Below are 12,531 nucleotides of genomic sequence, written 5' to 3' on the forward strand. Positions count from 1 at the left end.
TGGTTGCGGGGAGAGGATTTGAACCTCTGACCTTCAGGTTATGAGCCTGACGAGCTACCGGACTGCTCCACCCCGCGACGCTTTGGTGTGCCTATTGCCTATTCGGCTACTTGAGGCCAGGTATTATTTTCATCGTTTAGAGAGATTTTGGGCTTTTACTAGGTTTGGCGGTGACCTACTCTCCCGGGGCTTAAGCCCAAGTACCATTGGCGCGGCAGTGCTTAACTTCCGGGTTCGGTATGGGACCGGGTGTTTCACTTGCGCTATGACCACCAAACCGAGGAAAAGCCCTCGGTCGACTTTCTTGCTGTTCAAGAAAGCGACTATGCAGGAGGCCGCGTATTCGCTTGCGAATGCGCGGTCCTGCACGGTTGTGTTAATCAATCAGCGTTGTCCAACTCAAGGTTGGTGTATGCTTTGGTCTTGTCTTTCCATTACTGGATCAAATCAAGCCTATCGGGCGATTAGTACCGGTCAACTGAACGCATTACTGCGCTTACATCTCCGGCCTATTGACGTGGTGGTCTTCCACGGCCCTCAGGGAGACCTTGTTTTGAGGGGGGCTTCCCGCTTAGATGCCTTCAGCGGTTATCCTGTCCGATCATAGCTACCCAGCACTGCCGTTGGCACGACAACTGGTCCACCAGTGGATCGTTCACCCCGGTCCTCTCGTACTAGGGGCAACTCCTCTCAAGTCTCCTACACCCACGGCAGATAGGGACCGAACTGTCTCACGACGTTCTAAACCCAGCTCACGTACCTCTTTAAACGGCGAACAGCCGTACCCTTGGGACCTGCTCCAGCCCCAGGATGAGATGAGCCGACATCGAGGTGCCAAACACTGCCGTCGATATGGACTCTTGGGCAGTATCAGCCTGTTATCCCCGGCGTACCTTTTATCCGTTGAGCGATGGCCCTTCCACTCGGGACCACCGGATCACTATGGCCGTCTTTCGACTCTGCTCGACTTGTCAGTCTTGCAGTCAGGCTGGCTTCTGCCATTGCACTCAACGAGCGATTTCCGACCGCTCTGAGCCAACCTTCGCGCGCCTCCGTTACGCTTTAGGAGGCGACCGCCCCAGTCAAACTACCCGCCACGCAGGGTCCCGGATCCGGATAACGGACCGCGGTTAGACATCAAGAGTGCGAAGGGTGGTATCTCAAGGGAGGCTCCACGGATACTTGCGTTTCCGCTTCAAAGCCTACCACCTATCCTGCACATCACAATCCTGATGCCAGTGCGAAGCTGTAGTAAAGGTGCACGGGGTCTTTCCGTCTAACCGCGGGAAGCCTGCATCTTGACAGGCAATTCAATTTCGCTGAGTCGATGTTGGAGACAGCGGGGAAGTCGTTACGCCATTCGTGCAGGTCGGAACTTACCCGACAAGGAATTTCGCTACCTTAGGACCGTTATAGTTACGGCCGCCGTTTACCTGGGCTTCAATTCAAGGCTCTCACCTCTCCTTTTAACCTTCAGGCACCGGGCAGGCGTCAGACCCTATACGTCGTCTTGCGACTTCGCAGAGCCCTGTGTTTTTAATAAACAGTCGCCACCCCCTGGTTTGTGCCCCCAGCCCCTAGTTGCCTAGGAACCGGGCCTCCTTCTCGCGAACTTACGGAGGTATTTTGCCGAGTTCCTTCAACATCGTTCTCTCAAGCGCCTTGGTATGCTCTACCAGTCCACCTGTGTCGGTTTAGGGTACGGTCTGATGGAGGGCTATTTCCAGGAACTGCTCAGCAGCCCAACCAATCCGATAAGGTTGAACTACACCTGCAATCCGTCACATCCTCCTGGCCTAGGAATATTAACCTAGTTCCCATCGCCTACGCCTTTCGGCCTCGGCTTAGGGGCCGGCTTACCCTGCTCAGATTAGCTTTAAGCAGGAACCCTTGGACTTTCGGCGAGAGTGTCTCTCACACTCTTTGTCGCTACTCATGTCATCATTCTCACTAGTGATCTCTCCACGGGATCGCTCACGCGCCCGCTTCATCGAAAGAACCTATGCCTGCGCTACCGCCTATTCGGCTACTTGAGCGCGATTGCGCGCACCAAATGACCGGCGGTAAAAAAGGCAAGGTTCTATGTCACACTACGCTCTGCTACCGATGCTTACGCATCCCTAGACTTCGGCTCATGGCTTGAGCCCCGTTACATCTTCGCCGCAGGACAACTTATTTAGACCAGTGAGCTGTTACGCTATCTTTAAAGGATGGCTGCTTCTAAGCCAACCTCCTGGTTGTTTTGGTCGTCCCACCTGCTTTCCCACTTAGCCATGAATTGGGGGCCTTAGTCGTAGGTCAGGGTTGTTTCCCTCTCCACTACGGACGTTAGCATCCGCAGTGTGTCTGCCATCTAGTACTCCCGGGTATTCGGAGTTTGGTTAGGATCAGTAAGCCTGTGGGGCCCCATTACCCATCCAGTGCTCTACCCCCCGGGGTATTCGGATGACGCTCTACCTAAATAGATTTCGCAGAGAACCAGCTATCTCCGAGTTTGATTGGCCTTTCACCCCTAGGCACAGCTCATCCCGATCCTTTTCAACGGATGTGGGTTCGGTCCTCCAGTAAGTGTTACCTTACCTTCAACCTGGCCATGCCTAGATCACTCGGTTTCGGGTCTGATCCCACGAACTCATTCGCCCTATTAAGACTCGCTTTCGCTACGCCTACACCTAACGGCTTAAGCTTGCTCGTGAGACCAAGTCGATGACCCATTATACAAAAGGTACGCCGTCAGATCTCGAGGATCCTCCGACTGATTGTAGGCGTTCGGTTTCAGGTACTGTTTCACTCCCCTCGTCGGGGTGCTTTTCACCTTTCCCTCACGGTACTGGTTCGCTATCGGTCAGCAAGGAGTACTTAGCCTTCGAAGGTGGTCCTCCGATCTTCAGACAGAATTTCACGTGTTCCGCCCTACTTAATACGTCCATCAAAGCTTCCTATACGGGGCTGTCACCCGCTATGGCCACGCTTCCCAACGTGTTCTAGTCACTTATCTGGCTCGGCTGGTCCCCGTTCGCTCGCCGCTACTAGGGGAGTATCAATTGATTTCCTTTCCTCCGGGTACTTAGATGTTTCAGTTCCCCGGGTTTGCTCTTAAAACCCTATGTATTCAGGTCTTAAGTACCTGTTTAAACCCCATATTGAGTATCTACTCACAACCAGGTTGTGAGGGGATAACAATATGAAGCTTTCAGGTGGGTTGCCCCATTCAGAAATCCATGGATCAAAGCTTATTCTCAGCTCCCCATGGCTTATCGCAGAGTATCACGTCTTTCATCGCCTCTTGCTGCCAAGGCATTCACCAAACGCCCTTCTCGCGCTTGATTTGATCCAGAAAAAGAAAGACATAACATTTTGCGCTACCGCCTATTCGGCTACTTGAGCGCGTGAACCCTTCCGGCCTGCGGCCTTCACGGTTCGACTATGTCCAACGCGACCATCCAGCTGGTAACTAAAGATGATCTTTCTTCTGAACCAAAAGCATACTTTCCCGCCTTCCATCCTGGAACCCGCGCTGCCGATGTCGGTCGGCCCCACGCAGAGGATAGAAGACAATGCATAACCGTTAAGTTATGCGGGTTAGTGTACTTGACTTGGACAACTCTGTTCGTTTCAGCCGCGATAGTCGTGGACAGGCGAGGAAACACCCGTGTCACAACCCGCCCCTCCGAAGAGGAGAACGACTGAGATCAACGCCACACTCGGCGCCAATCAAACAGTGTTGATTGATTTTCTCTCTATACGATGTCAATTGACGTCCGATTGGACGGCTAAACACTCAAATCAGTGCTTAACGGTCAAATCGAAGGAAAGTGGTGGGTCGAGGAGGACTTGAACCTCCGACCTCACGCTTATCAGGCGTGCGCTCTAACCACCTGAGCTACCGACCCACTTTGTACGGGGCCGCTTGCCGGTCGCTCTCATTGCTTTTGCAAGCAAAAGCAACTGCCGCGACAACGCCCTTTGCTTTGCAAAAGGCTTGGTGGAGCCTAGGAGGATCGAACTCCTGACCTCCTGAATGCAAATCAGGCGCTCTCCCAGCTGAGCTAAGGCCCCTTGCCGGACCTCGCGCCTATTCGCAAGATCCTGATTTTCTGAAGAGATATGAGGACGGCTCGGTCCATGAGTTTGACCAACTTTGTTTGTTGATCTTCTGCTAAGTGCTCCACGATCAAGGGCAAGCCCTGTGATGCTAGGAACATCCTTAGAAAGGAGGTGATCCAGCCGCAGGTTCCCCTACGGCTACCTTGTTACGACTTCACCCCAGTCGCTGATCCTACCGTGGTCCGCTGCCTCCAAAAGGTTAGCGCACGGCCGTCGGGTAGAACCAACTCCCATGGTGTGACGGGCGGTGTGTACAAGGCCCGGGAACGTATTCACCGCGTCATGCTGTTACGCGATTACTAGCGATTCCGACTTCATGGGGTCGAGTTGCAGACCCCAATCCGAACTGAGATGGTTTTTGGGGATTAACCCACTGTCACCACCATTGTAGCACGTGTGTAGCCCAACCCGTAAGGGCCATGAGGACTTGACGTCATCCACACCTTCCTCCCGCTTATCACGGGCAGTTTCCCTAGAGTGCCCAGCCGAACTGCTGGCAACTAAGGATGTGGGTTGCGCTCGTTGCCGGACTTAACCGAACATCTCACGACACGAGCTGACGACAGCCATGCAGCACCTGTCACTAGGTCACCGAAGTGAAAGATCCATCTCTGGAACGGTCCTAGGATGTCAAGGGTTGGTAAGGTTCTGCGCGTTGCTTCGAATTAAACCACATGCTCCACCGCTTGTGCGGGCCCCCGTCAATTCCTTTGAGTTTTAATCTTGCGACCGTACTCCCCAGGCGGAATGCTTAATCCGTTAGGTGTGTCACCGAATAGCATGCTATCCGACGACTGGCATTCATCGTTTACGGTGTGGACTACCAGGGTATCTAATCCTGTTTGCTCCCCACACTTTCGCACCTCAGCGTCAGTATCGAGCCAGTGAGCCGCCTTCGCCACTGGTGTTCCTCCGAATATCTACGAATTTCACCTCTACACTCGGAATTCCACTCACCTCTCTCGAACTCTAGACCGATAGTTTTGGAGGCAGTTCCGGGGTTGAGCCCCGGGATTTCACCCCCAACTTTCCGATCCGCCTACGTGCGCTTTACGCCCAGTAATTCCGAACAACGCTAACCCCCTCCGTATTACCGCGGCTGCTGGCACGGAGTTAGCCGGGGTTTCTTTACCTGCTACCGTCATTATCTTCACAGGCGAAAGAGCTTTACGACCCTAAGGCCTTCATCACTCACGCGGCATGGCTGGATCAGGGTTGCCCCCATTGTCCAAGATTCCCCACTGCTGCCTCCCGTAGGAGTCTGGGCCGTGTCTCAGTCCCAGTGTTGCTGATCATCCTCTAAAACCAGCTATAGATCGTAGGCTTGGTAGGCCATTACCCCACCAACTACCTAATCTAACGCGGGCTAATCCAAATCCGATAAATCTTTCCCCCGAAGGGCGTATAAGGTATTACTCACCGTTTCCAGTGGCTATTCCTTAGATCTGGGCATATTCCCACGCGTTACTAACCCGTCCGCCGCTCCCCCGAAAGGGCGCTCGACTTGCATGTGTTAGGCCTGCCGCCAGCGTTCGTTCTGAGCCAGGATCAAACTCTCAAGTTGAAATGATGTTGCCATCATATCCTTGACGTTCGAACCTCTGCACATCTTTAGTGCGCTACCACCTATTCGGCTACTTGAGCGCGAATAAGCTTCCTCCAACCCGGCTAGGCCAGAGAACGCACCAAAAGTCATCTGTTTGATGTACACAGATCTCCTAAGAAATCAGTGAACCACTCAAACAGTGAAGCTGACACTCTATCATCGAGGCGAACCCCTAAGAGCGCGATATACAGACATTCAATCCGTCGAAACGAACCAAACCGCCCACATATCTCTTCAGTTATCCATCAATGTCAAAGAACATAACACCCAGAGCCAAAAACCAGACCGCAACGCCAATCCCTTAGCGCAACCGCCTAAACCCTAACCTCAGATGCCCACCGTCTCTCCGATGTGTCACCGCCGCTTTCGCAGCGTCCCAGCGCCTCAGCAGCGCCGGTGAAGGGGTATTTACGGATTAGGTCTGGGACCTGCAACCCCCATTTTGAAAAAACTTCACGATTCACGAATTTTTCTACAAAAACGTAATAATAACAAAGCGCTATGTGTTGACGTGCGGCTTTTACTACTGCTTTGAGGACACTGTCTGCCTATCCAATTGGGGCAAGGCGCAGTCAGAAGACGGAATCGTGGCCAAGGACTCAGGGAAGAGCATACCAAATTACCTGAACGTCATGCGCGACAGGCCAGCTTTTCACCCCGCCCTTCATTTACCGCGTGCCCTGACTTGAGGTCACAATTGAATTTTAACTTAAATGCAGCAGAGTTTCGAAAACAAGCTGGTCACGGCGGCACAAGGCGTGGAGCTCAACATGCAATTCGACTATGTCATCGTTGGCGGAGGTTCGGCGGGCTGCGTTCTTGCAAACCGCCTGAGCGAAGACCCTGCAACTCGCGTGTGCTTGCTGGAGGCTGGTGGCAGCGGCGACGATGTGGTCGTGCGGATGCCATCAGCGGCTGTTGCAGCTTTGCCAGGTCGACCACGCATCCACAACTGGGCCTTTGAGACTGTTCCCCAGACAGGTTTGAATGGGCGCAAAGGTTATCAACCGCGTGGAAAAACGTTGGGAGGTTCCAGCGCCATCAATGCGATGCTTTATGTCAGGGGTCAGCGGCAGGATTACGATGATTGGGCCGATATGGGCTGCGAAGGATGGGCCTGGAACGATGTTCTTCCATACTTCAAGCGTTCCGAGAACAATGAGCAGGGCGCAGATGATATGCATGGCGGCTGCGGACCGCTGCACGTGTCTCATCAGAAAGATCCCCGCCCGATCACTCGCGCCTTTGTCGAAGCCGCTGAACAACTGCAACACCGCAGAACAAGCGATTTCAATCGGGGCGATAATGAAGGTGTTGGTCTGTATCAGGTCACGCAGTTCCACGGCCCAGCAAAGAATGGTGAGCGTTGCTCTGCCGCGTCGGCATTCTTGATTCCGGCAATGGACCGTCCAAACCTGACCGTCATCACACTGGCCGTTGTCAAAGAGCTGACATTTGAAGGAAAACGCGCCAGTGGTGTAACCTACCGGACCAAGGGCAAAGGTGCTGACATCAGCGTAAAGGCCACACGCGAAGTTCTGCTGTGCGCGGGCGCGCTAAAATCGCCGCAACTTTTGCAACTTTCTGGCATAGGTGCTGGCTCAGATCTGAACCCCCATGGAATAGCCATACGTCATGAATTGCCTGGTGTTGGGCAAAACCTTCAAGACCATTTGGATTTCACCCTGACATACCGCACCAAAGACACAAACACATTTGGTATTGGTCCGGTTGGGGCTGTTCGGCTTCTTGGGCATATCCAGCGATGGTACAAGACCGGCGCTTCCATGGCCGCCACACCCTTTGCCGAAGGGGCAGCCTTTCTGAAAACCAGCCCTGATCTGGAACGCCCCGATATCCAGCTACATTTCACAATCGCAATGGTCGATGATCATGCACGCAAACTGCACTACGGATACGGGTATGGTTGTCATGTCTGCAAATTGCGCCCGGACAGCCGGGGGGCAGTTGGGCTGCGCAGCGCCGACCCAATGGACACACCGGCCATTGATCCCGCTTTTCTATCCGACACGCGGGATCTTGAAACTATGATCAAAGGGGCGCGGATGACTCGGGATATCCTTGAAGCGCCTGCTTTGGCAAAATACCGACACAAAGAGATGTTCGGAACGGACACCGCCCAGACCGATGCCGATTGGGAAAAACACATCCGCGCCCGCGCCGATACGATCTATCACCCGGTCGGCACCTGCAAAATGGGGCGCGATCCGATGGCAGTTGTGGATCCCCAACTGCGTGTTCACGGGTTGGAGGGGCTTCGTGTTATCGATGCGTCAATCATGCCAAAGCTGGTATCCGGAAATACAAATGCGCCGACCATCATGATTGCGGAAAAAGCAGCGGACATGATCAGGTCAGCAGCGGGTTAAGGTGCTACTGGCCTTTCATCAAGGCGTCTAACCCGACCCTGTAATTGGGATAGATCAAAGTCACGCCTAGCTCGTCCTTGATCCGACTGTTACGCACACGCTTGTTTTCATTATAGAAGCTGCGCGCCATTGGCGTCAGGTCGGCCTCTTCATAGGATACCGCCGGCGGAAGGGGAAGACCTTGTAGCTCAGCAGCGTAACCAATGACGTCCTGTGGCGGGACGGGTTCATCGTCACATACATTGTAGACGCGACCCGGGTTGGAGTTGGTCATCGAGGCGTCGAGGATTTGCGCGATGTCCTCCACGTGAATGCGCGAAAACACCTGCCCCGGCTTGATGATACGCCGCAACCCGCCGCGTTTGAGCTTGGAAAATGGACCCCGGCCCGGCCCATAGATTCCCGCCAGCCGGAAGATATGGATGGGTAGGTCGGGAATGGACGACCATTGCTGCTCGGCCAGCATGCGCCATTTGCCGCGTTTGGCCGTTGGTGCCAGAGGCGTATCTTCGTCAACCCATCCACCCTGATGATCGCCATAGACGGCAGTTGTCGACAAATATCCAACCCATGTGAATTGAGCCGCGCGGCGGGCGATTTCATCACCCAGCGCCGCCAAGACCGGATCACCCTCTGCATTCGGGGCGGTCGAAATCAGCAGATGCGTCACCCCATCCAGGTTCGGTTCCTGTCCTGGCCAGACCAACGGCTCTGCACCCGAGTCACGGATGGCTTCCATACCCTCGCTGTCACGTGTGGTGCCAAGAATGCGCCAGCCTTTCGGAGCAATATGTCGGGACAGGGCCTGTGCGGAATAACCATGGCCAAATGAAAAAAGCGTCTGAGTCATGCCCCTTTGATGGGCCTCAGTGATCCGGGATGCAAGCGCTGCATGGACGCACTTGAATCGAATCTTTGGATGCGGCTTTCTGTTGGGTATGAGCGACAAGAAACCCGATTTGCATTCGGCCTATACGCTGAACTCACCTGATGAACACAAACGCCTCTATGCGGAATGGGCTGGGGATTATGATGACAGCTTCGCCGCGCGCGAAGACTACTTGCTGCACACCCACACGGCGCGGGCATTTGTGCGTGCCGGCGGTCAAGGCCCGGTTCTGGACGTCGGCGCAGGCACAGGCCTTTGCGGCGCTGTGTTGTCCGGGCTGGGCGTCGGGCCGATAGACGCAACTGATATGAGCACGGAAATGCTGGATCAGGCCATGCGCAAGGATATCTACCGCGACGCGATCGAAGCAGACGTGACCCAAGGTATCCCGGTACCGCGCGAAAACTATTCCGGCGTCGTCTCATCCGGGACCTTCACCCATGGTCATCTTGGCCCCGAGGTCTTTCCCGCGCTGTTGCGTATCGCACGGCCCGGCGCGCAGTTTGCCATTTCGATCAATGCCCGTCATTTCGAAAAGCTGGGTTTCGCAGACATGCTGCGCCAATTGGAACAAGGTCAGATTCGAAATCTGACCCTGCCCGAGGTTCGTATTTATGGCGATCTTGCCGCCGGTCCGAACAAGGACGATAGGGCATTTGTTGCCTTGTTCGAACGGGTTTGACCCAAGGCGATTAAATCGGCCCTATCAAGTATACATCTGCTTTTTATAAGCGCGCGTACGTGTCGTCGCCTCAGCCGATCCATCGTGGTAGGTGCCGAACCACTTATCAAACGGGATTTCGGACGTGCCGTAGTTGCACTCGAAATACCGGTGATGAAGCTGGTGGAAGAAATCCCCGGCCCGCGCGGCGTCGGTCTCTCCTGCCTTCAGTTTTTCGAACCCTGAATGCGACAGAACCGGGCTGATCTGTTGGAAAGAGCTGTGAAACAACAGATGCAGCGGATGAGACGGCACAATCAGGTGGATGAAGTAGGTGGTGAAATACAGCAGGTTTTCATACCAGTGGTTCGAAATGCCAGACCATGGTCCAACGTTTACATTACGGTGATGAACGGCGTGGACGTGTTTGTAGAGCTTTGGGTGATGCTCCAACCGGTGTATCCAGTAAAAGTGCAAGCCAGACCACATGGGGATGAACATTATCCAGACGACAAACCAAACCGCAGCTTCAGCCCAGGTGATCGTTGGTGCCCAACCATTGGCCATCGCCCAGTAGATGATCCACTGGTAAACGGTTGCCACTGTCATGGCGCTGCCCAGCGTCCACCAGATATTGTCCCAAACCTGATTGCGGAAGGTAAACACGCCGTTGTTCCGCGTCAGATCCCGGCGGTCGAACTTTTTATACATGCCCTGCCCTTTGCGCATGTAAAGCCACCAGTGTAGCGCACCGGCGACCAGGATTTGCGGCACCATGTTCAACAGCCAGATCCGAAACATCCAACCGGGCGCGAAGCTCTTCATCGTCTCTAATTCGGGGAAAAAGAAGGCATAGGCCGTTACCGCCAGGACCATGCACAAGGTCAGGGACGTGATCTGTAACCACGCGCCACTGTACCATTTCAGCACAGCCGCAGGGCGCGGTGGCCAGCTGAACAGAGGGTTCAGACCTACGGGGCCTTCGGGATGATAGTGCCAGCGGGCGGTTTCGGGATCCGGGGCGATATCTGTCATGAGGCTATCTGAAGAATTGGCGGTTAGGATGCGTAGTCCGAGCCCTCTGTGTCGAGAATCGCCTTTATCTCACGCAGATGGGCTTCGGCCTGATCGGGGTAGTCGTCCAGCTCCTTTGCGGTTTTCTCGGCAATCTCATCCGACAACACACGCAGGGGCAGGCCCGTTTGCAACGCGCGAATATACGTCTCGGCGGCGCGTTCGAAGTAGTACAACCTGTTGAAGGTATCTGCGGGGTCACTACCGATGATCAAAACGCCATGGTTGCCCATGATCATGACCTTTTTCTTTGGGTCCGTCAGCATTCCAGCACAGCGTTCACCTTCATTTTCGAAGGCCAGCCCACCAAACTCTTGGTCAATCACATAGCGATTGTAGAACGTTGCGGTGTTCTGATCGATCGGTGGCAAAGTGCTGTCGGCCAACGAGGCCAGAACTGTCGCAAAGATCGAATGCACGTGCATGACGCAACGCGCGTGCGGACAGTGGCGATGGATTGACCCATGCAATCCCCATGCCGTGGGATCCGGCGCGCCAGGTTGAGACATCACCTCGGGGTCATTGGCATCCAACAGCAGCAAGTCCGACGCGCGGATGCGCGAGAAATGCGCCTGGTTGGGGTTCATCAGGAACTGCGTGCCGTCATCGTTCACAGCAAGGCTGAAATGATTGGCGACAGCCTCATGCATATTCAACCGCGCAGTCCAGCGGAACGCGGCAGCCATATCCACGCGTTCGGACCAGTGGTCGATATTGGGGCGAAGGTTGGTAACACTCATGCGTGGGCTCCTATTGCGGCTGACCTTTTGTAAAGCCTGCATTTGGTCTGCCCGTTTGACCAACGAAAAAAACAACACTATCCCATTAGCAAAACTAATGCCGGGATTATGTCGATGCAGAATAAGCTGCCTCCGCTGGGCTGGCTGCGTACGTTTGAGGCCGCAGCGCGTCATTTGTCATTCACTGGCGCGGCTCGGGACCTAAACATGACCCAAAGCGCCGTCAGCCAACAGATCAAATCGCTGGAAGGCCATCTGGGTCAGCCCCTATTCCTGCGCCGCCCCAAGGCGTTAGAACTGACCGAGGCCGGAATCACCTATTTGCCAGTGGTCCGAGAAGCGTTTCGAACTCTGATGCGCGGCACACAGGCTGTCACCGGTGCGCAACCAAACGCCGTTCAGGTGCAGTGCAACATCAGCTTTGCCGTCAATTGGCTGGCCCCGCGCCTGCCGATGTTTCAGGCCGAGCATCCCGATGTACAATTAAATATCTTCACCGAACTCTGGGAACCGCGAGAGATGGCCGAAGGCGCCGCGGTTGAGATTCGCTTTTCGTTGCGCCCGTCGGACACCACCCGGACTGAAATGCTGCGCACTGAACACTATTATCCGGTCTGTGCCCCGGGGTATCAGGTGAGTCTGGACGATCTTCAGGAGAAGCCATTGTTTGATTGCTCCAATCTGCTGTCCAATTGGTCAAGCTGGGCAGAGGAGCAGGGTCTAACATGGGGCAATCCATCGATTACCTATGCAACAACCTATCTGGTTTGCCTTTCTGCAGTCACGGCAGGCGGGGGCCTGTGCCTGGCGCACGACGCCATTGCACAACACCTGATCGAACGCGGGCAGCTTGTCGCGCCATTCGAACATCGCGCACCAATGCCCGAGGCATATTATTTGCTGCTATCCCCGCAGGCCGAGGACACGCCCGGTGCAGTGGCTTTTGCGAATTGGATTCGGCGCGAAATTGGGTCAACAACGTAATCCGGTAAGCTCCCGCCGTTGCCCAAGGCCATTGCGCACCTGTCCGATGGTCGGGCAGCACGAGTTGGCTGCAAGTGGAT

General features: G+C 54.7%; 6 protein-coding genes, 3 tRNA genes and 3 rRNA genes. 3 read left to right on the forward strand and 9 right to left on the reverse strand.

Features of this window, described 5'->3' with window-relative positions:
* The 6 genes from GOV91_RS04315 to GOV91_RS04340 form a co-directional block, all read right to left on the reverse strand.
* Nucleotides 1-77 (reverse strand) — tRNA-Met (locus GOV91_RS04315).
* An 85-nt stretch (nt 78-162) separates the two neighbouring features.
* A 5S ribosomal RNA gene (gene rrf / locus GOV91_RS04320) occupies nt 163-277 on the reverse strand.
* Between the two features lie 166 nt (nt 278-443).
* Nucleotides 444-3,329, reverse strand: a 23S ribosomal RNA gene (locus GOV91_RS04325).
* Between the two features lie 487 nt (nt 3,330-3,816).
* Nucleotides 3,817-3,893 (reverse strand) — tRNA-Ile (locus GOV91_RS04330).
* A gap of 90 nt (nt 3,894-3,983) precedes the next feature.
* A tRNA-Ala gene (locus tag GOV91_RS04335) sits at nt 3,984-4,059 on the reverse strand.
* A 152-nt stretch (nt 4,060-4,211) separates the two neighbouring features.
* Nucleotides 4,212-5,671, reverse strand: a 16S ribosomal RNA gene (locus GOV91_RS04340).
* The 16S, 23S and 5S rRNA genes sit together here with 3 tRNA genes alongside, the layout of an rRNA operon.
* An 812-nt stretch (nt 5,672-6,483) precedes the next feature.
* Between GOV91_RS04340 and GOV91_RS04345 the strand changes: the two genes are divergently transcribed.
* A complete protein-coding gene (locus GOV91_RS04345; RefSeq protein ID WP_171234832.1) occupies nt 6,484-8,103 on the forward strand; it encodes a GMC family oxidoreductase in 1,620 nt (539 codons plus the stop codon).
* Nucleotides 8,104-8,107: 4 nt separating this feature from the next.
* On the opposite strand, the gene GOV91_RS04350 is transcribed toward GOV91_RS04345, so the two are convergent.
* Nucleotides 8,108-8,953, reverse strand: coding sequence for an SDR family oxidoreductase (locus GOV91_RS04350; protein WP_171178843.1), 846 nt, complete (start codon nt 8,951-8,953; stop codon nt 8,108-8,110).
* A gap of 88 nt (nt 8,954-9,041) precedes the next feature.
* Here GOV91_RS04350 and GOV91_RS04355 point away from each other — a divergent pair, with 88 nt between their 5' ends.
* On the forward strand, nt 9,042-9,674 hold the full coding sequence (locus tag GOV91_RS04355; protein ID WP_171178841.1) for a class I SAM-dependent methyltransferase: 633 nt from the start codon (nt 9,042-9,044) through the stop codon (nt 9,672-9,674).
* A gap of 24 nt (nt 9,675-9,698) precedes the next feature.
* Here GOV91_RS04355 and GOV91_RS04360 read toward each other — a convergent pair whose 3' ends face one another.
* Together GOV91_RS04360 and GOV91_RS04365 are read right to left on the reverse strand one after the other, a co-directional pair.
* Nucleotides 9,699-10,688 (reverse strand): sterol desaturase family protein, encoded by a 990-nt coding sequence (locus GOV91_RS04360; protein WP_171234584.1) that lies wholly within the window; start codon nt 10,686-10,688, stop codon nt 9,699-9,701.
* A 23-nt stretch (nt 10,689-10,711) separates the two neighbouring features.
* Entirely contained in the window at nt 10,712-11,467 is a 756-nt protein-coding gene (locus tag GOV91_RS04365) for a class II aldolase and adducin N-terminal domain-containing protein (RefSeq protein ID WP_171178837.1), read from the reverse strand.
* A gap of 114 nt (nt 11,468-11,581) precedes the next feature.
* Between GOV91_RS04365 and GOV91_RS04370 the strand changes: the two genes are divergently transcribed.
* Nucleotides 11,582-12,451, forward strand: a complete 870-nt coding sequence (locus GOV91_RS04370; protein ID WP_171178835.1) for a LysR family transcriptional regulator — start codon at nt 11,582-11,584, stop codon at nt 12,449-12,451.
* Nucleotides 12,452-12,531 lie beyond the last annotated feature (80 nt).

It is taken from the genome of Ruegeria sp. HKCCA6837 (assembly GCF_013034475.1).
In the GTDB taxonomy this organism is placed as follows: Bacteria; Pseudomonadota; Alphaproteobacteria; order Rhodobacterales; family Rhodobacteraceae; genus Ruegeria.